This is a genomic window from Acinetobacter sp. 789_lipA, assembly GCF_058242845.1.
In genome coordinates, this window is the sequence record NZ_JBZAYS010000002.1 from 21,000 (window position 1) to 46,056 (window position 25,057).

The 25,057-nt window shown below is 39.2% G+C and carries 19 protein-coding genes, 6 pseudogenes and 1 other annotated feature; of the genes and pseudogenes, 9 read left to right on the forward strand and 16 right to left on the reverse strand.

Annotated features, from left to right (window positions below):
• Positions 1–196 precede the first annotated feature (196 nt).
• The 3 genes and pseudogenes from AC4CUZ_RS18680 to AC4CUZ_RS18690 all read right to left on the reverse strand — a co-directional run.
• Positions 197–1,393 (reverse strand): annotated as a pseudogene (locus tag AC4CUZ_RS18680) (ISNCY family transposase); the annotation flags it as partial.
• On the reverse strand, positions 1,390–2,415 hold the full coding sequence (locus tag AC4CUZ_RS18685; protein ID WP_001988464.1) for an IS30-like element ISAba125 family transposase: 1,026 nt from the start codon (positions 2,413–2,415) through the stop codon (positions 1,390–1,392). The gene AC4CUZ_RS18685 and the pseudogene AC4CUZ_RS18680, both read right to left, overlap by 4 nt.
• 53 nt (positions 2,416–2,468) lie before the next feature.
• A pseudogene (locus tag AC4CUZ_RS18690) lies at positions 2,469–2,620 on the reverse strand (ISNCY family transposase); the annotation flags it as partial.
• Between the two features lie 196 nt (positions 2,621–2,816).
• Here AC4CUZ_RS18690 and AC4CUZ_RS18695 point away from each other — a divergent pair.
• The 3 genes and pseudogenes from AC4CUZ_RS18695 to AC4CUZ_RS18705 all read left to right on the forward strand — a co-directional run.
• Positions 2,817–3,227 (forward strand): annotated as a pseudogene (locus AC4CUZ_RS18695) (hypothetical protein); the annotation flags it as partial.
• Positions 3,228–3,257: 30 nt separating this feature from the next.
• Entirely contained in the window at positions 3,258–3,551 is a 294-nt protein-coding gene (locus AC4CUZ_RS18700; protein ID WP_228723781.1) for a hypothetical protein, read from the forward strand.
• A gap of 98 nt (positions 3,552–3,649) precedes the next feature.
• Positions 3,650–4,009, forward strand: coding sequence for a DUF4829 domain-containing protein (locus tag AC4CUZ_RS18705; RefSeq protein WP_224223039.1), 360 nt, complete (start codon positions 3,650–3,652; stop codon positions 4,007–4,009).
• A gap of 376 nt (positions 4,010–4,385) precedes the next feature.
• Here AC4CUZ_RS18705 and AC4CUZ_RS18710 read toward each other — a convergent pair whose 3' ends face one another.
• Positions 4,386–4,943: a recombinase family protein gene (locus tag AC4CUZ_RS18710; protein ID WP_004763415.1), complete on the reverse strand. Its 558-nt coding sequence runs from the start codon at positions 4,941–4,943 to the stop codon at positions 4,386–4,388.
• A gap of 395 nt (positions 4,944–5,338) precedes the next feature.
• Here AC4CUZ_RS18710 and AC4CUZ_RS18715 point away from each other — a divergent pair, with 395 nt between their 5' ends.
• Positions 5,339–6,118, forward strand: coding sequence for a TorF family putative porin (locus tag AC4CUZ_RS18715; RefSeq protein ID WP_004762550.1), 780 nt, complete (start codon positions 5,339–5,341; stop codon positions 6,116–6,118).
• Between the two features lie 55 nt (positions 6,119–6,173).
• On the opposite strand, the gene AC4CUZ_RS18720 is transcribed toward AC4CUZ_RS18715, so the two are convergent.
• The 7 genes from AC4CUZ_RS18720 to kdpA all read right to left on the reverse strand — a co-directional run bounded on the left by AC4CUZ_RS18720 (position 6,174) and on the right by kdpA (position 16,139).
• Positions 6,174–6,380, reverse strand: coding sequence for a hypothetical protein (locus AC4CUZ_RS18720; protein ID WP_004762551.1), 207 nt, complete (start codon positions 6,378–6,380; stop codon positions 6,174–6,176).
• A gap of 10 nt (positions 6,381–6,390) precedes the next feature.
• On the reverse strand, positions 6,391–7,803 hold the full coding sequence (locus AC4CUZ_RS18725; protein WP_004762552.1) for a glutamine synthetase family protein: 1,413 nt from the start codon (positions 7,801–7,803) through the stop codon (positions 6,391–6,393).
• 170 nt (positions 7,804–7,973) lie between these two features.
• Positions 7,974–8,687 (reverse strand): response regulator, encoded by a 714-nt coding sequence (locus AC4CUZ_RS18730; protein ID WP_004762553.1) that lies wholly within the window; start codon positions 8,685–8,687, stop codon positions 7,974–7,976.
• A 31-nt stretch (positions 8,688–8,718) separates the two neighbouring features.
• Entirely contained in the window at positions 8,719–11,364 is a 2,646-nt protein-coding gene (locus AC4CUZ_RS18735; protein WP_004762555.1) for a sensor histidine kinase, read from the reverse strand.
• A 330-nt stretch (positions 11,365–11,694) separates the two neighbouring features.
• A complete protein-coding gene (gene kdpC / locus AC4CUZ_RS18740; RefSeq protein ID WP_004762556.1) occupies positions 11,695–12,327 on the reverse strand; it encodes a potassium-transporting ATPase subunit KdpC in 633 nt (210 codons plus the stop codon).
• Positions 12,328–12,348: 21 nt separating this feature from the next.
• Positions 12,349–14,403, reverse strand: a complete 2,055-nt coding sequence (gene kdpB, locus AC4CUZ_RS18745; RefSeq protein ID WP_004762558.1) for a potassium-transporting ATPase subunit KdpB — start codon at positions 14,401–14,403, stop codon at positions 12,349–12,351.
• 11 nt (positions 14,404–14,414) lie between these two features.
• Positions 14,415–16,139 carry a potassium-transporting ATPase subunit KdpA gene (gene kdpA / locus AC4CUZ_RS18750; RefSeq protein WP_490748091.1) on the reverse strand — a complete coding sequence of 575 codons (1,725 nt, stop codon included), beginning with the start codon at positions 16,137–16,139 and terminating at the stop codon, positions 14,415–14,417.
• A gap of 312 nt (positions 16,140–16,451) precedes the next feature.
• On the opposite strand from kdpA, the gene AC4CUZ_RS18755 reads away from it, so the two are divergent.
• Positions 16,452–17,249: an undecaprenyl-diphosphate phosphatase gene (locus AC4CUZ_RS18755; protein WP_490748092.1), complete on the forward strand. Its 798-nt coding sequence runs from the start codon at positions 16,452–16,454 to the stop codon at positions 17,247–17,249.
• A gap of 178 nt (positions 17,250–17,427) precedes the next feature.
• Positions 17,428–18,647, forward strand: a protein-coding gene (locus tag AC4CUZ_RS18760; RefSeq protein WP_490747898.1) for an IS3 family transposase whose coding sequence is annotated in 2 segments (ribosomal slippage) — positions 17,428–17,704 and positions 17,704–18,647 — 1,221 coding nt in all. Because the reading frame shifts where the segments join, the coding sequence is not laid out codon by codon here.
• Positions 17,703–17,819, forward strand: a sequence feature (AL1L pseudoknot). Its footprint overlaps the gene before it by 117 nt.
• A gap of 342 nt (positions 18,648–18,989) precedes the next feature.
• On the opposite strand, the gene AC4CUZ_RS18765 is transcribed toward AC4CUZ_RS18760, so the two are convergent.
• Together AC4CUZ_RS18765 and AC4CUZ_RS18770 are read right to left on the reverse strand one after the other, a co-directional pair.
• Complete coding sequence (locus tag AC4CUZ_RS18765) at positions 18,990–19,343, reverse strand: hypothetical protein (protein ID WP_447054519.1); 354 nt, start codon at positions 19,341–19,343, stop codon at positions 18,990–18,992.
• A gap of 524 nt (positions 19,344–19,867) precedes the next feature.
• Positions 19,868–21,112 (reverse strand): annotated as a pseudogene (locus AC4CUZ_RS18770) (KGG domain-containing protein); the annotation flags it as partial.
• A 424-nt stretch (positions 21,113–21,536) separates the two neighbouring features.
• Here AC4CUZ_RS18770 and AC4CUZ_RS18775 point away from each other — a divergent pair.
• Positions 21,537–21,734 carry a hypothetical protein gene (locus AC4CUZ_RS18775; protein WP_490748093.1) on the forward strand — a complete coding sequence of 66 codons (198 nt, stop codon included), beginning with the start codon at positions 21,537–21,539 and terminating at the stop codon, positions 21,732–21,734.
• Positions 21,735–21,755: 21 nt separating this feature from the next.
• Here AC4CUZ_RS18775 and AC4CUZ_RS18780 read toward each other — a convergent pair whose 3' ends face one another.
• Both AC4CUZ_RS18780 and AC4CUZ_RS18785 read right to left on the reverse strand, forming a co-directional pair.
• Positions 21,756–22,616 carry an IS982 family transposase gene (locus AC4CUZ_RS18780; protein WP_490748118.1) on the reverse strand — a complete coding sequence of 287 codons (861 nt, stop codon included), beginning with the start codon at positions 22,614–22,616 and terminating at the stop codon, positions 21,756–21,758.
• A 739-nt stretch (positions 22,617–23,355) separates the two neighbouring features.
• The gene (locus tag AC4CUZ_RS18785) at positions 23,356–23,640 is read right to left on the reverse strand and encodes a hypothetical protein (protein ID WP_490748094.1); all 285 of its coding nucleotides are present in this window, start codon (positions 23,638–23,640) and stop codon (positions 23,356–23,358) included.
• 183 nt (positions 23,641–23,823) lie between these two features.
• Between AC4CUZ_RS18785 and AC4CUZ_RS18790 the strand changes: the two are divergent.
• Positions 23,824–24,075 (forward strand): annotated as a pseudogene (locus AC4CUZ_RS18790) (DDE-type integrase/transposase/recombinase); the annotation flags it as partial.
• Positions 24,076–24,391: 316 nt separating this feature from the next.
• Here AC4CUZ_RS18790 and AC4CUZ_RS18795 read toward each other — a convergent pair.
• A complete protein-coding gene (locus AC4CUZ_RS18795; RefSeq protein WP_482830846.1) occupies positions 24,392–24,643 on the reverse strand; it encodes a hypothetical protein in 252 nt (83 codons plus the stop codon).
• Positions 24,644–24,768: 125 nt separating this feature from the next.
• On the opposite strand from AC4CUZ_RS18795, the pseudogene AC4CUZ_RS18800 reads away from it, so the two are divergent.
• A pseudogene (locus tag AC4CUZ_RS18800) lies at positions 24,769–24,898 on the forward strand (helix-turn-helix domain-containing protein); the annotation flags it as partial.
• Between the last annotated feature and the right edge of the window lie 159 nt (positions 24,899–25,057).

The window sequence follows — 25,057 nt, forward strand, 5'->3', positions numbered from 1 at the left end:
TAATTTTTAGTCAGATTTATTGGCAAGAACTATCAAAACTGTTCATAAAAAAACCGACTTGTTTCCAAGTCGGTTGAACGAGAACGTTCCAGAGGGTATGAATAACGATAAGATACTGATCTTAAAGTAATATTAAAAACACTGTTATTCACCAATTAAAATGTCTATGCGATAAACCATTTAAAATGTCCTGTTTTTAACCACAAGAGTCAAGCACAGGATTTAAATTTCTTTGTCCAATAACAGCTTTCTGAGCTTTACGGCTCGGCATACTTTTCTTGGCACGGGAACGTTTATTCTGTTTCTCCAATTCTTCATGTTGTTGCTGGATATGCGCCAGGACTGAACCTAACCGTTTATTCTCAACAATCTCATTTTGCTGCAGCCCAGCCAATTTATTGAAGATGCTGTAGTTGAGCTTTCGTCCTTCATGCATGAGGGCCACAGTGCCATCCGGATACTCCAGAAATGAAACGTATTGCCCAGCAAGCTTATGATTCAGCTCTGTCGGTTCAAGCAGATAAATACATTTGTCATAGGTAATCGTCAGGTTCTTGGTGACCTTACGCGGTTCCTGCCAGGTAAAAATATCATCCAGTTCAAGATCAGATTCGGTTAATGGTCGATGCAGGTTCTTTGAGTTTCGCGCACATTTGGCGAACTTCTGATTGAACTGCTCAATAAAGCAGGGCAACCAGGCATTTGCTTCTGCAATCGAACAGATGCCTTCCAGGCGCATCTCCTTGATCAAACGGTCCTGAAGGGTTCTATTCGCTCGCTCTACGCGACCTTTGGCCTGGGGTGAATTGGCGAAGATAATATCAATGTTTAACTCATTCAGAATCCGCCCAAATTGCGTGATCTGGCTGTCTTGCCTAGATTTCTGGTTGACTCTAAATACCGAGTGTTTATCGCTATAAAAGGCCAAGGGCTTGCCGTATTGCTCAATGTAGGCTCGGGTTGAAAGCATATAGTCAAAGGTCGTTTCAGCCTCACAAAAGCGTAGATGCAACAGCTTGCCGGTAGCATCATCGATATAAACCAGCAAACAGCATTTGGTGGCTCTTCCTTCAAACCAGTCATGATATGAGCCATCAATCTGGATCAGCTCACCGAAGCAATCACGGTTATAGCGTGGCTGGTATGGGCGTTTTAGACGTTTGGATCGCGGAATCCAAAGGTCATTTGCAGTCATCCAGCGCCGAACCGTTTCTACCGGGATATTCAGGTCAAACATGCTGCTGAGCTTCTCATGCGCCAAGGTAGGTCCAAAGCCCAGCAGATGTTCAGAAATAATGGAAAGACATTGCGATTTTAATAAATCGTCATGGCGATGATGGCCCGGTTGACCACGACTGGCATGCGTCATGCCTGAAACACCAGGCGAATTCAAACATGAGGTGCGACAGTTTCAAAAGCCATATGATAATCAACAAGCTGAGCAAATTTCTCTAATGGTGTAAGCCAATCTAACGCCTTTCTAGGACGAGTATTCAGTGACATGGCAACTTGATTTAAATAATGCTGATCTGCCTGATTTAAATCAATCCCTTTAGGTAAATATTGCCTAATTAAACCATTCATATTTTCGCATGTGCCTTTTTGCCAGGGTGAATGTGGGTCACAGAAATATACATCTATGCCTAAATCTTCTTCGAGTATTTTATGTTCTGACATCTCACGTCCACGGTCATAGGTCAACGTTTTACGCAGTTCTGCAGGTAAATATTTCAGAGCTTCAGTTAAAGCCTTGCGCACTGATTCTGCCTTTGCATCAGGTAATGTTGCCAAGATACAGAGCCGTGTATTTCGTTCAATAAGTGTTGCTATCGAACTTTTATTGTCTTTACCTTTAATTAAATCAGCTTCCCAATGACCCGGTATTTTTCTTTCTTGAACTTCGGCTGGGCGCTCATGAATAGTTTTAATATCCTGTAATATAGAATCTTTTTTAGGTTCACCGTTAGCTTTTCGCTTTTTATTTTCATGACGTAGACAGGATAATAAGTCTTTTTTCAACTCACCCTTGGGTAATGCTCGTATCGTTGAATAAATCGTTGTATGGCTTACATTCATTGTTTGATCCAAATCAGGAAATGTCTTTAAACGCTTTGCTATTTGCTGAGGAGACCATAAACAACGGATCGCTTCAACAATAAATTTCCAGAGGATTGAATCGATTTTGAGTTTTCTGTGACCACGTCTACGTCTAGCAAAAGTGTTATCAGAAGCATATTGAGCTTGATAAACGTCATTGATGCTATTTCTTTTAAGCTCACGATAGATCGTACTAGGATGTCTTTTAATAAGTTCAGCAAATTTTCTGGCTGAAAAGCCTTCTTTTCTTGACTCAAGCATTAATGCAGTACGATCTTCAAAGTTAAGATGATGGTATGACAATTTTATATACTCCATAAACCCTTTAAATTAATTAGGTGGTTTATGTCGCACTTCAAGTTTTACTCTGCCCCATCTTGATTGAGCTTCTGCAATAACCGGGTATTTGACGGGTGGAAAGATTCAGGATTTCAGCAGCACGGACTTGGGTAATACGATGATCTCGAACGTCTTGCAGAACTGCAAGACGTTGAATTTCTTTGTCAGACATAGTGATCAGCATCTATATTTTATATCCAGTCCATGGTGATAAAAACCATCATAAACCAGACATTTTTATTGGTGAGAATATAGACACTTTAAATGGGTTCTAACAAACACGTTTCGTATAAGCTCTATTATGTTAAATGGAAGCAAACGACCTCCAAGAAAATCGGTATAGTATGAATAGTTATTGAGTAGATAAGAGAATTAAGTTAATGAAATACTCAAAAGAAAAAATAGTAAAAGCCCTATTACTTGCTCCTTTACCACTACTTTTTTTCACAGCATTGCTATTTATCATAATGAATCGTGAATATAGTCTATATTCAATTTTTGTGGTTTTTGCAGGGCATGGTCTTGTTTACTTGGCTTATAGTATTTTGACAGTACCTTTTAGCTTTATGGTCTCAATTCTTTTAAATCGTTATAGTATTCTTAATTTGCTAACTATCTGTATTAGCTCTTTAATTATTGCTATGCCATTTTTTGTTCTTTTTGGATGGAGCCATACAGGAGAAGTTTCGAAAGAATGGTGGAAGATGTATACCGACACTTGGACTATCTTTATGGCTCTAATTCCAGGCTTGTCTTATTGGTTATTTTTAACTGATTTTAAAGTTAAAGAATTATTAAAGAAAAAAATAATATATTTCAATATATTATCTTTTGTTTTGACTTATTTGTCTTTGTTTCATCAGAAATATACATTGATAGACCGGATAGTTGTAGACAAGCTTGGAAAAGTTGAAGTTATAGGAGGAGGATTTCCATTACAGTTTTTAGTAGATGGTGAAATATCTCCAGGCGGTAGTATAGCGCTAGATCCTTTAAATATTATTATAGGAATAGATCAATTCATTTTTTTATATTTTATTCTTGATTATTTATTTTGGCTTATGTGTCTTTTAGTCGGTTATGCGTTTTTTCGAAAGATAAAAGTGAAATTATAATGTCTAAAATATTTATAAAATTAGGAATTTTACTTGTAGGTCTATGTCTACTTCTAATCATTAATTCATACAAACAGAAATTAAATCATGATAAAGAGATGGCAACACAGACAACAATACTTTTCTTTAATTCACTTGCTAAACATGATCTAGAATCAGCAATCAAATATGTTTGGCCAGATGCGCGATTACATGAAGATTTAAAAAGTTCTGAAAGGTTTCTCTCTTTCAAAGACTCAAAAATTTTAGAAGTAGTAAGGATTAATTATGATTCAGCGGAAAGTAGACCTGAGTATTATCAAGAATTTTATAAAATTATTTCAGTGATGGTAAAAGTTAAAGTCGTCCATATAGATGATGCTGGTAGTCCAGTAGGTGACTATATTTTATTTATTACTCTTGTGAAACAATCTCCTCAATCTGATTGGCTAATTACAGAATTTGGTAGTGGGCCTTAAGATAGTAATTATAGAGAAAAGCTAAAATTAACATAATACACCTTATACGAAATGTGTTATAATTTATTTTGAAATTCAAATACTTATTTCAAAGTTTATAGCCCAAACATCACTGTTTGGGTTTTTTTTATGATTTTTCACGTTCCACGCCTATTCTTTGACCAATGTTTCACGACTTTGTTCATATTAGTTAAACAATCGTGGTTAATCATAGGGGCTAAAAAAACGGCTCCAAAAGCCGGGGTATTAACAGCCTTCAATGCAGATGCAGAAATAGCTTTCGATCTTCAGCCGTACAAGTATCAGTGTTGAAAAAGAAAATTACGGAACTCACAGCTGCATAAAATATTCTCCGATCCTTGATGACTGGTCATCATTAAGGCTTTTGCCCTACTGCCCTTTGAACTGTAGCAATCCCTACTCCAAACTGTTTTGCCACACTTCTAAAAGTCGAGCCATCTTCCTGCATGGCTTTTTGTATTTCTGCATAATCAACTTTACGCTTTCTGCCCTTATATAAGCCTTTCGCTTTGGCTTTAGCAATACCTTCCTTTTGCCGTTCACGGATCATGGAGCGTTCAAATTCTGCAAATGCAGCAAGCATTTGGAACATGAGCTTATTTATTGCCGACTGTGCAACATCATGGCTAAAGGTCAGATTTTCTTTATGAAAAATGATGGTTATGCCACGATCATTCAGGCTGTTCACAATGTCGTTCAGATCATTCGTATTACGTGCCAGGCGGTCAATACTGTGAACATGCACCGTATCACCATCACGCAGATATTCGAGCATAGCGAGCAATTGAGGACGTTCACGGCTACCCCCACTTGCCTTCTCTATGAAGGTCTTATCGAGGTGGATTCCATCCAATTGACGTTCCGTATTTTGTTCCGATGAACTGACTCGGATGTAGCCAACCTGATTAGGCATTTTGTACCGTTAGATATTGGAGTTATAGATACATATTGTACCGAAATATAAAATTAAGTCTATAGATACGGTTCTAAGTCTGATTTTATTAGGTCTTAAATTGTTCCGTTAGGCTATGCCTTTTAGTTACATAAAATTAGCTTTAATAATTATTTTTTTCTCAGATATGTCACGTGAAACATAATTTATCATTAATAAAAAAATCCTGTATTCATTGGCGATTTTTTTGATTAGTTAATAGGCTTTGAATTCTTAAGCATGATTTGAGTTAGTTAGAATAATGTATACATCTTGATTTTATATGAATTTTACGTAAAATTTACGATAATTTTATTATATATCAATAGATTAAAATCTAACATACATCACTCTACTGACTATTTATTCAGGATGTTATGAAAAACCTGCACAATCTATTTATTTGCCTCACGACACTATCTTCAAGTTACGCTTTAGCTTCAGATAATGGTAAACCTGCTGATTTAAGCTTTTCTGGGAACGTTTCACTTGCGAGCGAATATCGCTGGCGTGGTCAGACTCAAACAAAGAATGACCCTGCATTACAAGGCAACTTTCTTTTAAGCCATGCTTCAGGAGTTTATTTTTCTATATTTGCATCGAATGTAGATTTTGGGGACGAAGCACATTTAGAATTGGATCCTCAAATTGGCTATACAGCACCAGTAACATTAGGATCGATACATCCCACAGCAGATATTGGCATGCTTCGCTACAATTATGTCGGCAACAGTGATTTAAATTATAATGAATATTATTTCAAAATGATTTTTAATGCCTTACTGTATCAAAGCGACAGCCTTATACCAAGCATAAGCTATACCAATAACTATGGCGGCAAAGTAACCAGTGAGAGCATGGGTAAAGATATCTCAAACTGGTATTTTAATGTATTGTATGCAACCCCTATCTCTCAATCTGATTTTGGTGCAAATGCAAGCCTAGGCTATTCAAAAGCAAGCGAGGAAATTTATGGTTCTGAAGCGGAGGACCATTTTTTTGATTGGAAAATAGGTGCAACTTATGCCTATAAGCCTATGGGAATAAATGCAGAATTAGCAGCGATTGGTAGCAATTTAAATACCAAAGGTTTTACAGATACAAATAAAAAAGGCGTAAGAACAGCAGGTGTATTTACGCTGACAAAATCTTTTTAAAAACTTAAATGCCAATAGTATCAACAGTACTATTGGCATATTTATTTGACTTTGGTTATACCAACATATGCGCTATCTCTTTTCGATTAAACCCTCTCTCACTCAAGATTAGCCTTATCAATTTTTGTATTTTTTCTGAGGAATGATCATATTTCTGCACTAAATCATCTGCATCCATCTCTTGCAAATTATATTTTAAATATAAATCTTCATTGAGCTGCTGATTTCCAGAATCATCAATAGAACTGAGTTTAAAATTCATATTACGTCTGCTAAACATCCCAATGCTGTTCTATTGAGGTAATCTGATGATGAATATGTTGATACTCCGCACGTTTAACCGTACACCACAACTCAATAAAGTCTTTCCCTACATATTTTTCTAAAATGGCATTGCCTTGAAAAAGTGCCAAAGCATCCAGCTGATTCGTGCTCAAAAAAACAGGCTCATTATTGGATTGGCTCACGTCCTTTGGTATTTCTAAAGATTGCGTTAACCCATGCAATGCCCCGATACAGATCATGGCAACAGTTAAGTATGGATTACAATCTGCACCTGCAACACGGTATTCTAAGCGCTGATTTTCATTGTCGGAACAGGGTATCCGGATGGCCACATTACGATTATTTACCCCCCAATTCGCTTCTAACGGGACATGGTTGCCCACTTTGAACCGTCTAAATGAATTTACATTGGGTGCAAGAACTGCCATTGATGAGGGGAGCAATACAATCAAGCCACTAATCGCTTTCAATAACTGATGTGACAGCAAATTATTATTGTTTCTGCTAAAAATATTTTGATGATCTTGATTGAATATACTCATATGAAAGTGCATACCGCTGCCAGCTTTAAGCATATCTGGCTTTGCTAAAAAACTGGCTTTCAGTCCATTTTTTACAGCAATTTGTTTGATTGTGCGTTTCAACATCATGATCTGATCGCATAGCTTAAGGATGTTCTCACTATGCTGAATATTGATTTCATATTGCCCTGAAGAGGATTCGGATACTAAGCCTGTAATATGAATGTTCTGTAAAATGGCAATACGTTCAATTTCATCTAAAACTTCTTGATATCTATCTTGCACATTCACATCAAAACATTGATTTAGATATGTGGTATTCGAACTACAAGCACTATCACCATCCACCAAATAAAATTCTAATTCAGCGGCCATACAGGGATAAAAGTTTTGTTGGTGTAAGCTGTTTAAAACTTTTTTTAAAATATTGCGGGGTTCAACTGGGCAATCATTATTTTGATCATCTTTCATGCTCAGAAATAACTGTGCATTTAATTCTGGTTTTAAAGCACAGGGTTGTAGGCTGCCGGGTACTGGCTTACATAAACAATCAGGCTCCCCTATTGATCGACCTAAACCTGTTTCTTCAATTATTTCACCATTAAGACTCATCGCATAAATGGAGAGCGGGAAATAACTTTCTTGTACAACTTTTTTTAAACATGCGATATCTATACGTTTACCACGGACATGCCCATTAAGATCATGTAAATAAACATCAACATGATTGGTATTGGGATAGCGATCCAGATAACTTTTTACTTCTTCTAGAAATAGTAAATCTTCAGTATTGTTACATTTTAGATTAAAGGGTGTCGAATCTTGGATTAATTCAGCAACGTCTACAATATTGTGTTTCTTCATGAGTAAAGCACTCATAATTTGATCCTATCAAACTTTGATAGCTATCAAAATAAAACAAGTTCTCCCTAAAGTAACGTAAACAAAACGTAAAATAAAAGTGTTTAAAAAAACACTCCTTAAATCTTTTTATCACGTCTAAAAACAACAATATCAGCCCACAAAAAGAATAATAAATTCCTTTTAAATCAGTAAGTATTTAAAAATCTCAATCCAACACCGGGTTCAGTAATAATATATTTTGGCTGAACAGCATTATCATTTAATTTCCCTCTTAATTTAGCGACTAAGATCCGCAAATAATGAGTATCTTCTTGATGCGTTGGGCCCCATAGATCTTTCAGAATTTGAGGCTGAGTAATCAATTGACCTTTATTCTTCGCTAACAAACTCAGCAGCTGATATTCTTTGCGTGTTAAAGAAAGCAATTGCTGATTGAGAAAAACCTGACGTTTAGAAAAATCAATTTTTAATACGCCATCATCATAAACAGCTGAATCTACGACCACATGCTGCGCTTGGCGAAGCAAAACACGTATTCTTGCCATAAGCTCTTGAACACTAAAAGGCTTGGTCACATAATCATTTGCACCTGCATCTAATAGTTTTACTTTTTCTTCCTCATCAGCACGTACGGACAATACAATGACTGGTGCGTTAGACCAGCTTCTGAGCTCAGACAGCACATCAAAACCATCTAGATCAGGTAAACCTAAATCTAAAACTACCAAATCTGCACCCTGCAAAGCCAACAGTTCTAAGCCTTTTTGGCCGTTTTCAGCCAAAAGCGTTTTATAGCCCTGTGCTCTGAGTGCGATGTCTAAGAATTTTCGGATCTGGTTTTCATCATCAATAATCAGCACATTGGCCATCGCACTTGCAGATACGTTTTGCTCTGACATCAGATCTCCTTATTGAATTGAATAGAATACTTCACGCCACTTGCTGTATTGGAAGTTGCATGCGAATACAAGTACCTTGATTATTCTTGCCTGATGATGCCATGATTTTCCCCATATGCGCACCTACAATCGCTTTAACAATAGTTAGGCCCAAACCTGTGCCATATTGCCCGCGGTCACCGCGCTGCATTGTATAAAACATATCAAAAATACGTTCTCTCTCATCTTCCGGTATGCCCTGACCTTGGTCGGTAATGGCAATTTCAATCATATTTTCATTTATTTGTGCTATATCAATGATTACTGCTTTATTTTCTGGCGAAAATTTCGCTGCATTTTCTAAGACATTAAAAATTGCCTGTTCAATCAATGCAGCATGTACAAATAAGCTCAAAGATTCTTGAGGCGCATGTAGCTCGACCAAAGCCTGCGGCATATAACGCTTTAGTCGGCGTATAGCTGAACCAATTAATTCATCTACGCCAATCCAGTCCCGCTTCAAGCTTAAACCTTCATGTCCTAAACGGGTCATGTCCAATAAGTTTTGAATATAGCGGTCTAAACGTTCGCCCTCTAAATGAATCGCTTCCAGTAAACTGTCCTGATCTTTTTCATCCATCGAATGGCGGTAACTACTCAAAGTGTCCGCTGCGCCAATCATAGAGGCTAAAGGTGATCGCAAATCATGCGACACTGAAGATAAAAGCGCTGAGCGCAATTTTTCTGTTTCAGAATTCACATTGGCTATTTCTAAGGCCTTGGTAAGTTGCGTACGGGAAATAGCTTGTGCAATATACTCCACCATAATTTCAGCCAATTGTTTTTGTTCAGTATTTAAAATAGTTTGAACATTCGGGAATTTTAATCCAACCACCCCTAAACATTGCTTAGAAGCCAACAACGGGAGAAACCACCACTCATTTTCCGTGAGGGTTTGTGTAAAGCGGCCAGATGGCTGATGGTTTTTTAAAGTCCAATCGGCCGAAATCTTTTCTTTATCACTGATATTTTCTAATGCTGTTTTCGCTTGTGATGTTTCAGGGAAATAAATCCAAACTTCAGCATTTAAGTTTTTGCTCAGGCTATTTTTAGCAATCTCCTGTACTTGGGTTAAATCTAACGCTGTGGACAGCTTTTGCCCCAAATCCTGCATGATGCTGTTATAGCTGTTTGCCGTTTTAAGGGCGGTCACCTGTTCTTTCAAGCGTGAAGCCAAACGGCTCGAAATTAAGGCGGCTCCCAAAAATGCAACTACCGTGACTACACCCTGATGTGCAGAGATCTGAAATGTAAATTGTGGTGAAATAAAGAAAAAGTTATAGGCTAAAAAGAATAATAGGGCAGAAAAAACCGCTACTAACATTCGTGTTTTTGATGCAACGAAAACTACTGCGGTAATAAAAATAACGGATAGATCATTTATACCAAGATACTTTTCACCCAAGCTTGCTATTCCAATGCTGATGACAGTGGTCGCAAGCACATACAGCATTTCCCTAATCGAAAAAAATGCCCTTTGATTGAAAACTGAATGATATTTTTTATCCGCAATAATCGGCACAATACTGAGTTCAAAATTTGGCTGATATTTCAGTAATTGATCGATCAAATTGGGCCTTAAACCCAACGAAAACTTTTTCTGAACAGATTGCGCTAGAACCAAGGTCGAAATACCGCGATCCATGACATAATCAAATAAAGTTTTTGCATGCTGCTGGCCATAAAGGATTTCGGTCATGCCGCCCAATTGACGCGTTAAATTCAAGGCTCGTTCTATTTCACGGCTTTGTGAGTTTTCTTGTTTATCGATGACTTGAGTATCTTCAGAAAAGGCTACGACAGTCCAATTTGCTAAACGATGTTCTGCAATTCGGCATCCTGTCCGCACTAAAGCTTCAGAATGTCCACAGCCATCTACCATAACTAGAATATGGTTTTTTAAGGGAATTGGTACAAGCCCGTGAATAGCAAAGTTTTCCCGTACATTGCTATCGACATGGCTAGCAACCGTTTGCATGGCCAATTCACGTAAAGCGGTTAAATTGGAACTGTTAAAAAACCGCTGCAATGCCTGTTCTGCTTGTTCAGGCACATAAACTTTGCCTTGATTTAAGCGTTCCAATAATTCATTGACTGGCAAATCAATTAGGCGAATATCACGGATACGTTCGAATAACCGATCTGGCACCGTTTCGGTGACGCGAACCCCTGTAATTTGATATACCACATCATTCAAACTTTCTAAATGCTGAATGTTCATGGTGGTAAAAACATCAATACCTGCATCTAATAATTCATTGATGTCTTGCCAACGCTTTTCGTGGCGACTGCCTGGCATATTGGTATGCGCAAATTCATCAACAAGAACGATACTGGGCTTTTTTTCAAGAACGGCATCTAAGTCTATTTCTTCAAGTTTATGCCCTTGGTACTCAATGATTTTACGCGGGATAATCGTGAGCCCTGCAACCAAATTTTCGGTTTCTGCACGACCATGCGTTTCGACATAACCAATAACGATATTATTGCCCTGCAAGGCCAAATCATGCGCACGAACCAGCATAGCAAAGGTCTTCCCCACACCGGGGGCTGCCCCTAAAAATATGGTTAAGCGCCCAGATTGATAACGCTGAGTATGTTGTAGCAAAACATCTGCTTTATTATTTCTATCGTCCATAAAGATATCTTTTGTCTTTGAAGAGTGGTCACCAGGTTATGCCAAAATAAATGAACCACTTATTTCTAAAAGCTTAGATTCATTGTTTAAAATATTGGCTCAATATCTGCCCGAATCCGTATTTAAATCAGCAGTGAATATTGTCTCTACATTTATAACAGAGAAGATTGAGGTGCCGATTATTTAAAAAGTCACTCTCACCCATTCATACAATACATTCCCCATCAGTCCTGACAAGGAATGCCTAGCGCTATTGAATATATTGTTCTTAAACATCATACAAGCACATCAAATTGCCAGCTGATGACCCATATTAATTTCCAATCTGAATTACTTTCCAATGTGATCCAAAGCCAAATTCAGTTCAAGCACATTCACACGTTCAGCCCCCAAAATGCCTAAAGTAGGCTGAACCGTATGTTGCTGTACCAATTTCAGCACATCTTGCTCAGAAATCTGTCGTGCTTGTGCCACACGTTTGACCTGAATCAACGCAGACTGCACACTTATTTCAGGGTCTATTCCACTGCCTGAAGCGGTCACCAAATCTGCTGGAATTTTTGATTTTTCAATCTGTTCCTGCGCTGCAATTTGATTTAAACGTTCATCGACTGCTTGGTGCAAAGCTGGATTGGTCCTCGCCATGTTACTCCCTGCCATTGCCATCGGATCATAATTTGAAGCCGATGGGCGTGACTGAAAATACTGTGCCTGAACAAAAGGTTGTGCAACCAGACTTGATCCCACAACCCGATCTTTCTCCACAATCAAACTACCATTGGCTTGATGCGGAAAGATCATTTGACCCAGTCCTGCTGCAACTGAACTATACACAAAACCGCATAGCCCCAAAGCAACAATACTTAAGCCAATAGATGCACGTGTTAAACCTGCCAATGATGAGTCAACCAATTGACTTTTTTCCAATGGATTATTTTGCAATGCATCATTTTCAATATTCATTTTTTTCATCCTCACAAATTTTTAAAGTGATAACAATGGACTGATCATCAGATCAATCACTTTGATTGCAACGAATGGCAACAACACCCCACCCACCCCATAAATCAACATATTTCGGCGTAACAATTGTGTAGACGTAGACGGTTTAAACTTCACACCACGTAAAGCAATTGGAATGAGTAATGGAATGATCATGGCATTAAAAATAAGTGCTGAAAGAATGGCGCTTTCAGAACTGCCCAAGTGCATCACATTTAAGACATTCATTTGCGGAATAGCAGCAACGAACAATGCAGGTAAAATTGCAAAGTATTTCGACACATCGTTGGCCAAGGAGAAAGTGGTTAATGCACCTCGGGTAATGAGCTGCTGTTTCCCAATTTCAACAACTGCCAGTAATTTGGTTGGGTCTGAATCCAAATCCACCATATTGCCAGCTTCTTTGGCCGCTTGCGTACCTGAATTCATGGCGAGTCCAATATCTGCCTGTGCCAAAGCAGGTGCATCGTTGGTCCCATCCCCGACCATCGCCACCAAATGCCCTTTATTCTGCTCTTCACGAATACAATGCAGTTTATCTTCAGGTCTTGCTTCAGCAATATAGTCATCGACACCTGCTTCCGCTGCAATGGCTGCCGCAGTTAAAGGGTTATCCCCTGTGACCATGACGGTTTTGATGCCCATTTCACGTAAGCGCGCAAATTTTTCTTTAATCCCTTGCTTAATCACATCAGAAAGCTCGATCACCCCTAAAAGGTTTTGATCTTTCGCGACCACCAACGGGGTTGCACCTTTAGATGCGACTTGCTCTACACGGGCTTTGAGTTCGCTATGGTTTTCAAGGGTCTGTGATGCAAATTTAAGAATCGCATCCAAAGCCCCTTTACGTATTTGATGACCATCTGACAAATTAATGCCTGAAATACGCGTGGATGCATTAAAAGCAATAAATTCCGCCTGATCTGGGTCAACCACACGTTCACCCAATTCTTTTGCCAAAGCCACCACCGATTTACCTTCAGGTGTGGGGTCTGCAAGTGACGTGAGAACCGCCGCTTGGCGAAGTTCAGACTCTGTCACACCTGCTAGCGGATAAAATGCAGTTGCCTGACGGTCACCATAAGTAATGGTTCCTGTTTTATCCAGCAACAACACATCCACATCACCCGCCACTTCAACCGCTTTACCCGACTTCGCAATCACATTAGCCTTTAAGGCTCTGTTCATACCCGCAATCCCAATTGCAGGCAGCAAGCCACCAATCGTGGTTGGAATTAAACATACCAATAACGCAACCAAGACGATTGGATTGATTTCAATATTCAGAAAATGTCCAATAAAAGGCAGACTTCCCACCACGACAATAAAAGTCACCGTCATCACAGTCAGTAAAATACCCAATGCGATTTCGTTCGGTGTTTTTTGACGGTTAGAACCTTCAACCAAAGCAATCATGCGGTCGAGGAAACTACTTCCTGCTTCGGCCATCACTTGTACAACAATACGGTCGGTTAAAACCTTGGTTCCGCCAATCACGCCCGACTTGTCTGTGCCTGCTTCACGTAATACAGGTGCAGACTCCCCCGTAACAGCCGCTTCATTAATGGTGGCAAAACCATAAATAATTTCACCATCAGCAGGAATCAACTCTCCTGCACGAACTTCTATCAGGTCATGCATTTTCAATAAAGAAGCCGCAATGTGTTGACCATCAGTATCATCTTTATGCTGAATCAAGCGTGCAGTCAGATTCTGACGGGCCTGTCTTAAAGAGGATGCTTGACCTCGACCTTTGGCTTCCGCCACCGCTTCGGCATAATTGGCAAACAGGACAGTGATAAATAAAATAAAGGTGACCAATAAGCCAAAAACTAAATCAGCTTTCCCCATCAAGGTACTGACCAAGGTAATCAGCGTCCCGAGCCACACAATCGCCATGACAGGATTTCTAATCGCATGTTGTGGAAGCAATTTAATACATGCATTTTTCCACGCTTCAGCTTGGAATAATGTTGACGTATTTTCTTTGTTTTGAAAATTTTCTTGATTCTGAACCGCTTGTTTTGAATGATTCATTGTACTCACCCTTACCCCTGTACCAATAACAAATGATCAGCAATCGGCCCTAAGACGAGGACTGGCATAAACTGTAATAAAGTCAACATCACCACAATCGCAATCAGTGTGAACGCAAAAGTGGGGGTTTCAACTTTTAAACTACCGCTACTTTCAGGTGCCTGACGTTTCGCAGCTAAACGTGCTGCAATCCACAATGGAATAATCAGTGTCGGGAAACGACCCAGTAATAAAGCCAGACCACAACTTACATTCCACCATACGGTGTTATCGGCCAAACCTTCAAAACCTGAACCGTTGTTGGCAAATGCAGAAACATATTCATACAGCACTTGTGAAACAGCGTGGTACTGCGGATTACTATTGCCTGTCAATTCAGGGAAAAATAAAGTCACAGCCGTTAAACTTAAAATCACAATCGGCTGGATCAAAATGACCACTGCCAACAATTTAATTTCACCTGCTTCAATTTTTCGGCCTAACAATTCAGGTGTACGCCCAGTCATTAGACCCGCAATAAACACAGCCAAAAACAGGTAAATAATGAATTGCTGTAAACCACAACCAATCCCTCCCCAAATGGCATTGATCAGCATATTGGATAAAGCCACAAACCCTGTGAGTGGTGCAGATGAGTCATGCATCATATCGACAGAACCATTATTGACTTGCGTGGTCACGGCTGCCCAAAGTGCCGAGGAAGCTTCGCCAAAACGAACTTCCTTTCCTTCCATTGCATAAAGCTGTGTGGCTGTAGATGAAAGACTCTCAGACCAAATTGCACTACTTGCCGAAATAACAGACATCAACAACATTGTGCCAAAAACAAAGCCAGCAAATTTTGCACGCTTGGTGAAAAAACCCAACATGAAAATCACAGAAACTGGAATCAGAAGAATCGCCAACATTTCTAAAAAGTTTGATAATGGTGTTGGGTTTTCCAGTGGCACACTACTATTCGGCCCATACCAACCACCACCATTACTACCCAACTGTTTAATAGCCACCATTGGTGCAACTGGACCCAATGGAATTTTTTGAGTTTTCAATTCTGTCGTTTGATCGATGACTTGAGCTTCAGGCCCGCCTTGAAATGTAGATGGCACCCCTTGGCTATTCAGCAACAATGACCACACCATGCACAATGGAATTAAAAACCGAAACGTTGGTCGAATCACATCCGCCCAATAGTTCCCGATATTTATGCGCTGAACTTTATGATTAAAACTTGCATTTTGATCTTCTTCAGAAAGGGCATTCGAGTCCTTATAAAACAATGCTCGAACAGTAGCCACCACCATTGCCAACCCCATCATCGGGGTAATAATTTGCATCCCCACAATACCGACCATTTGCGACAAATAAGACAGTTGAGCCTGTCCAGTATAATGTTGCTGATTGGTATTGGTTAAAAATGAGATCATGGTATGTAAGGCCAAATCCCACGACATATTCGGCGCGTTATTGGGATTAAATGGCAAGCTTGCTTGAGTCATGAATAATACCCAAGTGACCACACCAATAAACAAACAACTCAGTACGAAACTCAATGAATAGGTCTTCACGTTCATACCAAGTTTAGGATTGGTTCCCAGCACTGCATAGATTGGTTTTTCAATCCAATTGAACACAGGGTCAATTTTCATCTCACGATTTTGCATAATTGCCGCGAGGTATTTCCCCAAGGGATAAGCCAAAATAGTGACTATTGCGAGCAGTAAAATAAACTCTAACATGGCATTTCACTCCCATTTATCAGAGCTAAAAACACCTTACAGTTATTGAGATATCTATCATTTTGATTATTTTGTACAAAGCATATTTTTGGATGCTGTACTTTTTGATGCACTATGAGTATCGCACTCATCTTTTCCATCCTAAACATTGGGATATTCCACAGCTTAGTATGAAAAATAGCTGCGTAAACTCTCTATTCACAACTCAGACCCTGCCGTAAAAAAAGCGTAAAAATTTAGCTACGCTCATTTATAAACAGTGAAAAATAGCTTAAAAATATGGAAAATTTTAACTCTTTACTGCATCTATTTATGGATAATCTTGCACTGCTTAAAGCCTTATTTTTAGGTTTAATTGAAGGCTTAACCGAGTTTTTACCTATCTCCAGTACAGGACATTTAATTCTCTTCGGACACTTAATTGATTTTAAATCAGATTCTGGACGTGTGTTTGAGGTTGTTATTCAATTTGGAGCAATTTTGGCAGTATGTTGGCTTTATCGACAAAAAATTATCGCATTGATTCGAGGCTTTTTTTCAGGTGAGGTGCATGCAAGACGCTTTGCAATCAATGTATTTGTGGCCTTTCTTCCTGCCGTGGTTATTGGGGTCTTAGCTGTCGATTTTATTAAGCAAGTGTTGTTTAGCCCATTGGTGGTCGCTTTTGCCTTAATTATTGGCGGACTTATTATTTTTGCAGTTGAAGCCAGAGAATATAAACCAAAAACTATTGAAGCCACGGACATTAGTTTCAAGCAATCTATCCTTGTGGGTTTTGCACAATGTGTTGCCATGGTTCCTGGTACATCTCGCTCGGGTGCAACCATTATTGGTGGCATGCTATTAGGCTTATCACGTAAAGCAGCAACTGAGTTTTCTTTTTTCCTTGCTATGCCCACTATGTTGGGGGCAGCAACTTATGACTTATTTCGTAATGCTAATGTTTTAACTTCAGATAATTTAGTAAATATTTCTGTAGGTTTTATGGCTGCATTTGTTGCAGCCTTATTGGTCATCAAAGCTTTGGTTAAGTTTGTAGAAAAACACTCATTAAGAGTATTTGCTTGGTATAGAATTGTCTTGGGGATACTTATATTGATTATTTTTTAGAAAATACCAAAAAATTAACTTAATTAACCTCAATCGCGGATAAGCGACTGAGTTGAAAAATACAAGGACTAGAGTAATCAGTTGAGTTACCACACCAAACTCACAACTCTAGTCCTGATGATAATCTTTGAACCGTAACGGGTTTGTCGGAGACCAACTTTCCTGAGAGAATGTTCCGATGAAAAAACCCAAATATACCCCTGAAATCAGAGATAGAGCGGTTCAATTATTGATTGAATCCGAAAAAGATTATCCTTCTACTTGGGCTGCAATCACAGCAATTGCACCCAAGATTGGCTGTACTCCTGAAACACTACGTTCCTGGCATCAGAAGCATTTAAATCAACGGAATCCAATCAAAGTACAGCAGCTTTCAGACCAAGAACGCATTAAACAACTTGAACGCGAAAATAAAGAACTGCAACGAGCCAATGAAATTCTACGCAAAGCAGCCGCTTTTTTCGCCCAGGCGGAGCTCGACCGCCCACACAAATAATGGTGGATTTTATCCATAATAATAAAGAGCTGTACGGAGTCGAGGCGATTTGTAGAATTTTACCGATCGCACCTTCAACCTATTACCGAACTTTAGATCTCGCGGACAATCCAGAGCATCGAGCGAAACGAGATTTACATGACTTGCATCATGCTGAACAAATTAAACGAATTTGGAAGGAAAGTTCAGGTCGATATGGTGTACGTAAAGTCTGGCAAAAATTAAAACGTGAGGGTTATGTTATTGCACGTTGTACAGTTGCTCGATTGATGCAAAAGCTAGGTATACAAGGTGTTTGGCGTGGTAAGAATAAACAAACCACCCGTAGCCGAGATGATCAAAAACGAGCAGCCGACTTAGTGAAACGGGATTTTAGTGCAGATCAGCCTGACCAGCTATGGGTCGCAGACTTTACGTATATTCAAACAAATTCAGGCTGGGTATATACCGCCTTTATTATTGATGTGTTCTCACGAGCAATTGTTGGATGGAAAGTATCTACACGGATGAATACAGATATGGTGCTCGATGCATTGGAGCAAGCATTGCACGATCGAGGCATGCCAAAGAATGTGATTCATCATTCCGACAGGGGTGTGCAATATCTTTCCATTCGCTATACCAATCGTTTAGAAGCAGCAAATTTACGAGCATCAGTCGGTACGACTGGTGATTCATACGATAATGCTTTGGCTGAAACGGTGAATGGCTTATACAAAACAGAGGTGATTAAATATTTAAAAGCAGATTGGCAAGGTTTAGCGGATGTACAACTTGCGACACTAAACTGGGTAGATTGGTTTAATAAAGAGCGTGTACATAGTGCACTAGGTTATGTATCACCTTTTGATTTTGAAGCAATGTACTATGATAAGATTAACCCGTTAGGTCAGGTGGCCTAACTTAAATAAAAAGTCTCCGACAAACCCGGTACGGTTCACCTTATAGTTTTGGGAGAGACTTTAAGGCTTTTTATTACCTTCTTCAATTCATAAAATTTAGATTAATACTCTTAGACAGAAATCACTGATGAGCAAAAAGGGGCGAATATTTTTAGGATCTATCGAGGAATAGCGATATTCCAAAATTTGCATCTTTCCCCCGCTCAATCCGAACAGGATTTATCTTTATCGTCCTTCATTTAACGTTTACTGCATTGATTCTAGAAGAGTTATTTATTAAAAAGCTAAAGATTTTCTTATAAAAACTCTCAACTTAAAAGGGTTAAGTCCAATAGTCCAAAGCTAAGATTTGATTTCTTCAAATTCGGTTATTTTTAAAAAATCTAAAGTATCAATAGCGACATTCTTTACCTGTTCACTATACTCCGTCAATCCTCCAATCACTTCTCTAAGAGTATCCTCAGCAAATACTTGTCCAAGTTTACCAAGAGCAATAATTGAAGCAATTTTCTCTTCATCACTTCGTCCAATTTTTGTATTTATAATTCTTATAAAAATTTTTGCGCTCTCTCTAGGAGCTAAACTTCTGTAACTAAGTGCTAAAATAGCCGCCACTCTTTTGTTTGGATTGGATTCACCCTGGGCATCAATAATTCTAATTAATCTTCTAATAATATCATTTTCATTATTAGACATAGACTCCCCCTTTTCAACTGTTTCAAAAACTTTAATCATACATCTGGCTATCAATTAAAAATATAATCTTATAACTTCATTCAAGCCAGTAACATACTGACTTGAATGAAATTTACTTAACCTATATCACTATAAAACAACTATCTGGAAGTAAATCGACCTTGTTCATCACGCGGTGGGGTGCTACCTGAACCTCGACCACCTGAGCGGCCACCACGATCATCATCGTCGTCATCACGGCTGCTGCTGCGACCACGTCCGCCTGAGCGGCCACCGCGATCATCATCGTCGTCATCACGGCTGCTGCTGCGACCACGTCCGCCTGAGCGGCCACCGCGATCATCATCGTCGTCATCACGGCTGCTGCTGCGACCACGTCCGCCTGAACGGCCACCGCGATCATCATCGTCGTCATCACGGCTGCTGCTGCGACCACGTCCGCCTGAGCGGCCACCGCGATCATCATCGTCGTCATCACGGCTGCTGCTGCGACCACGTCCGCCTGAGCGGCCACCGCGATCATCATCGTCGTCATCACGGCTGCTGCTGCGACCACGTCCGCCTGAGCGGCCACCGCGATCATCATCGTCGTCATCACGGCTGCTGCTGCGACCACGTCCGCCTGAACGGCCACCGCGATCATCATCGTCGTCATCACGGCTGCTGCTGCGACCACGTCCGCCTGAGCGGCCACCGCGATCATCATCGTCGTCATCACGGCTGCTGCTGCGACCACGTCCGCCTGAACGGCCACCACGATCATCATCGTCGTCATCACGGCTGCTGCTGCGACCACGTCCGCCTGAGCGGCCACCGCGATCATCATCGTCGTCATCACGGCTGCTGCTGCGACCACGTCCACCTGAGCGGCCACCACGATCATCATCGTCGTCATCACGGCTGCTGCTGCGACCACGTCCGCCTGAGCGGCCACCGCGATCATCATCGTCGTCATCACGGCTGCTGCTGCGACCACGTCCACCTGAGCGGCCACCACGATCATCATCGTCGTCATCACGGCTGCTGCTGCGACCACGTCCGCCTGAACGGCCACCACGATCATCATCGTCGTCATCACGGCTGCTGCTGCGACCACGTCCGCCTGAACGGCCACCACGATCATCATCGTCGTCATCACGGCTGCTGCTGCGACCACGTCCGCCTGAGCGGCCACCGCGATCATCATCGTCGTCATCACGGCTGCTGCTGCGACCACGTCCGCCTGAGCGGCCACCGCGATCATCATCGTCGTCATCACGGCTGCTGCTGCGACCACGTCCACCTGAGCGGCCACCACGATCATCATCGTCGTCATCACGGCTGCTGCTGCGACCACGTCCGCCTGAACGGCCACCACGATCATCATCGTCGTCATCACGGCTGCTGCTGCGACCACGTCCGCCTGAACGGCCACCACGATCATCATCGTCGTCATCACGGCTGCTGCTGCGACCACGTCCGCCTGAGCGGCCACCGCGATCATCATCGTCGTCATCACGGCTGCTGCGATTATTGGAATTTTTATCGTTTATATGGCTGCGTGAGCCCGCTTCTCGTGCTTCTTCTGAAGTGAATTCATGAGCATTTCCACTCCTGTGAGCAGCTCTTCCCGCTTCACGCGCCTCTTCTGAAGTAAATTCGTGAGCATTTCCGCTTTCATGTGCGGCTTTCCCACCTTGACTTGCTATTTCGCGTTGTCTTTCTGGATCCATACTTGCAAATCCGCGCTTAGAAGTATCTGTATCATTTTCATTATTTTGAGTAGCCATATTTATACCGTCCTATCATTGTTAGGTAAGATAAAATGCATAAGTTATAAATAATGAATTAATGGTGAATTATTAATGTATATATATATTAACTAATGTGATATTTATAACAAATTATTTTTATTAAGCTATTCAATTATATAAATATTATATATTTTTTTATTAACATAATTAACAAGAAATATTTATTTCTTTACTAGAAATTATATTTAAACAAAGACAGTTATTTTAAATCTATAGATTAATTATAATTCATACTCTTATTGTTTATTTAATGCACTAGGTTGTAAAATATTGGATAATCTAAAATAAATAATTTTACAATGAAATAAACTGTGACATTAATAATGTATCTTTATTCAATACAATATGTAAATTTTAGATAGATGCATTTCCCAACTATTAAAAATGGATGAAGATGAAAATGGCTAATCAACAACAAAACCAGCAAGATCAACAAAACCAGCAAGATCAACAAAACCAGCAAGATCAACAAAACCAACAAAACCAGCAAAATCAACAAAACCAGCAAAATCAACAAAACCAACAAAACCAGCAAAATCAACAAAACCAACAAAACCAGCAAGATCAACAAGGACAACAAGGACAACAAAGTAAGTAACCCGAATCCTGCTTAAGCCGATTATTCCTTAATTTGAATTGTTGGCTTATTTCGATGGGTTAATTGATATGCACATAGTGAGGCGTAAATTCCGCTGAGAAATCCATGAAGACTACGTGCTTTACTCGTCACTAAATTGTATTGCCCCTTCAATAAACTGAATAATGTTTCTATTTTATTGCGTTGTCTTAGGTGATATTCATCTGATGCACAGAGTTGAATAGCCTGCATATTCTTCCGATGATAAGTAATTAAATCAATACCTTGATCTTTCAATCTAATTTTTAATTCTTGGCTGATGTAACCTCGATCCCCGTAAAGTTTTCCGTTTAGGCCATCAACTAATTGCTCAACCATTTTTATGTCAGCAACATGTCCATTCGATAAAGCAGAACAGGCAATTTCACCAAATTGATTCATCGCAATATGTAATTTACAGCCATAAAACCAGCCCATTGAGCTTCTACCACGTGATGCAATTTGGACTAATGATTTATGACGTTGAATACGTTGATTCTTACAAACAGGTAGCATTGTTGAATCAATCCATAAATATTGTGTTTCTTGACTTTTCATCAGAGCGACATGCAGGGCATGCAGTGCTAATTCATGCCTTTTGATCAGATGAATCATACGTTGATAACAAGGCAAGTACTTAAATAAATAGCTTTTATCTAGCTTTAGCCATGTGAAAAAGGCTTTGAAATTATTGAAATGAGAACATTTGTACCAAATGGCAATAAAGCAGATTTCTGAAATTGTGAGTTGAGCAGTTCTGACTCTTTGGGAATCACGGTTTTGTTTGAGAAACTCCCAATAAGTTGCTTCAAATTTAAGAAAAAAATCATCAATTACGCAGAATAATTCAGTACTATTGAACATCAGGACTAGAGTTGTGAGTTTGGTGTGGTAACTCAACTGATGGCTCTAGTCCTCTTATTTTTCAAGTCAATTTCTTATCCGCGATTCGGGTTAAGTAAGATCAGTAAAACAATACAAAATAAAGTTAAAATAAAAAAATAAGCTCTGATACTAATTCAGAGCTTATTTTTTATTTATATTATACTCTAATTGTTTTATTAGAATCTTAATCAGTTTTACTGTTAGAGAGATTTACTAAATTTATAAAAATTAACTAGTGTTAAGTAAAATTATCTATTAAAAATTCTTGTAATGAATACTAATTTAAAAGGGAATTAGCCTGTGCTATTTTCAGAAATATCTAGGTCCAGAGTCAGTATCTAGAGAAAAATACAGACAAAAGTGAAACGGGATTATGAGATATCTTAATATGGTCAATAAAGAGAATAATCCTGCCGAATTAGTCCCTACACCTGGTTTAATTTCAAGAGCAGAAAGGTATGATTAAAATTGTGAAAGAAGCAGGTAGTGGACATGAAGCTCTTTATAAAGCATTGCACTATGAATCTGCCCCTCATTTTTGATAATATCAATCTTTTAGTGAACGCTTTAGGTTTAAAACTTGCAATGCATTATGCTTAAAATTTAAAAAAATTAAAGCTCAAGGCTTCTAATTTTGACTTCTAATAAGAGATTTTACGTTAAATCGTTAATTAAAAAAATTTATATATAAAACTTGTAATTAGGTGTGCTTTTATTGCTATTCAATAATTATTTCATAGTTATTCTGATTATATTTAGCTGCATATACGGCTACTTCTTGACTAATTTTTTTATGACTTTTATCTAAGTATGAAAAGTTTATTGAATCCTCATTGTGCTGCTCATAATTGATGGCGTATTTATATTCTGAATAAGGATAAAGAGTACCTAAACTATAAGTTTTTTGAGCGCTCATATAAGTTATTTTGAGATCTGTAATTGGGTCACTAGTTTGATTTATAATAGAAATATATCCAGTTCTTTCAAATGGTTGACATCCCATAAGTAGAAACAATGTAAGACAATACAATAGGCTATTCTTCATTTCGATAGTTCTGTTCAATTGGCCTTATCAGTCGATTAATAATTATAACTTGTGAGCTATCACAGCTATGATCTACTTCTGTTATCCGGTAATCCCCCCTAAAAATAATAGGGTCTAAAAGTAGAATTTTCTCTTAAGATACGAGAAGGAAAATGTCCACCCGACCTCGAGCACAGGCAGGTTAAGTACAAAAATAACATGATCGAATGTGATCATGGCAAGCTCAAACGAATTATTAGGCCCATGTTAGGATTTAAATCTATGAAGACGGCTTATTCCACAATTAAAGGTATTGAAGTCATGCGTGCACTACGTAAAGGCCAAGCTTCGTCATTTTATTATGGTCAGCCTCAGGGTGAAGTGTGTCTAATCAACAGGTTATTCGTTCTCTAAGCTTTTTGAAGGGAACATCATCGTCTCAAATCTCTATTTGCAACAGTGCCAATAGGATTGCATTCATTGAATATGTAGCTTATGATTAGAAGTGTAAAGTAATATTTTATATTACTTTATGGACCATTTCTGTGCCCAATGGTCGATAAAAATGAAGTAAATAGTACAAATTTCTTCTAACAAGAATGAATTACTATTTATGGATCCGAGCAACACCGTTGAACGAGGTTAGACTGTAAGAGTCAGATATCGTTTTTTAGGCATCGGCTAAAACAAAACCAGTAAAAACAATAATTTTTTTACTGGTTTTTTATTTTTAGTAGGTATATTCACCAGCAGTATCTGTAAAAATAATAATTTTCCATTGGATATTGTTTAAGGTTGAGCCGTGTTGATGGTGATTTTGAGGAGGAAATTTATCTCCTTTATTTGATGTAATTTCCTTATTACACCCTGTGCATCTATAGATCCCAGAATGTGGGACTTGCTCACTAGGTTTATATACTTTATCCCAACCTTCCCAATCAGGGATATGTTTTAAAAATTTAGAATTACCGTAAATAGCCATACTTTTTTACATCCAATACAATAATTTAGTACTAAGATAATCAATTTATTTTGAGTAAAAAACAATCGATAAAGTATTCGTGGCGACAGTTTGTGTCGTATTTTCAATGTCTAAAGCTGTATTTAGGTCTAACCCTGGCAGATTTTGCTGCACGTTTGCATATCAGCGCGAGAACGCTACAAAACTGGGAACAATCCAACTGGTCCTGCAGCGACTTTAATTCGTATCCTAGATGCTCATCCGACTCTGATTTAAGAAGTATAGATAATAAAAAACCCCAACATCCTGTCGGGGTTTTTTATTGATTTGGTGTGACTGACGTTGCCGTTATATCCCCACATTCCACGTGTTAACACTTAATATTATTGTTTTATGTCCTGGAACATCCTGTTCCTGATGAATTCATCATAGGAA

Bases quoted from the DNA above. Each gene is read 5' to 3' on its own strand.
- AC4CUZ_RS18775 (WP_490748093.1), top strand. From the start codon at position 21,537: ATGGCTAATCAACAACAAAACCAGCAAGATCAACAAAACCAGCAAGAT.
- AC4CUZ_RS18785 (WP_490748094.1), bottom strand. From the start codon at position 23,640: ATGGGATGTCAACCATTTGAAAGAACTGGATATATTTCTATTATAAAT.
- AC4CUZ_RS18780 (WP_490748118.1), bottom strand. From the start codon at position 22,616: ATGTTCAATAGTACTGAATTATTCTGCGTAATTGATGATTTTTTTCTT.
- AC4CUZ_RS18795 (WP_482830846.1), bottom strand. From the start codon at position 24,643: ATGGCTATTTACGGTAATTCTAAATTTTTAAAACATATCCCTGATTGG.
- AC4CUZ_RS18765 (WP_447054519.1), bottom strand. From the start codon at position 19,343: ATGTCTAATAATGAAAATGATATTATTAGAAGATTAATTAGAATTATT.
- AC4CUZ_RS18705 (WP_224223039.1), top strand. From the start codon at position 3,650: ATGGCAACACAGACAACAATACTTTTCTTTAATTCACTTGCTAAACAT.
- AC4CUZ_RS18710 (WP_004763415.1), bottom strand. From the start codon at position 4,943: ATGCCTAATCAGGTTGGCTACATCCGAGTCAGTTCATCGGAACAAAAT.
- AC4CUZ_RS18735 (WP_004762555.1), bottom strand. From the start codon at position 11,364: ATGGACGATAGAAATAATAAAGCAGATGTTTTGCTACAACATACTCAG.
- AC4CUZ_RS18730 (WP_004762553.1), bottom strand. From the start codon at position 8,687: ATGTCAGAGCAAAACGTATCTGCAAGTGCGATGGCCAATGTGCTGATT.
- AC4CUZ_RS18715 (WP_004762550.1), top strand. From the start codon at position 5,339: ATGAAAAACCTGCACAATCTATTTATTTGCCTCACGACACTATCTTCA.
- AC4CUZ_RS18725 (WP_004762552.1), bottom strand. From the start codon at position 7,803: ATGAGTGCTTTACTCATGAAGAAACACAATATTGTAGACGTTGCTGAA.
- AC4CUZ_RS18720 (WP_004762551.1), bottom strand. From the start codon at position 6,380: ATGAATTTTAAACTCAGTTCTATTGATGATTCTGGAAATCAGCAGCTC.
- kdpC (WP_004762556.1), bottom strand. From the start codon at position 12,327: ATGAATATTGAAAATGATGCATTGCAAAATAATCCATTGGAAAAAAGT.
- kdpA (WP_490748091.1), bottom strand. From the start codon at position 16,139: ATGTTAGAGTTTATTTTACTGCTCGCAATAGTCACTATTTTGGCTTAT.
- AC4CUZ_RS18685 (WP_001988464.1), bottom strand. From the start codon at position 2,415: ATGGAGTATATAAAATTGTCATACCATCATCTTAACTTTGAAGATCGT.
- AC4CUZ_RS18755 (WP_490748092.1), top strand. From the start codon at position 16,452: ATGGATAATCTTGCACTGCTTAAAGCCTTATTTTTAGGTTTAATTGAA.
- kdpB (WP_004762558.1), bottom strand. From the start codon at position 14,403: ATGAATCATTCAAAACAAGCGGTTCAGAATCAAGAAAATTTTCAAAAC.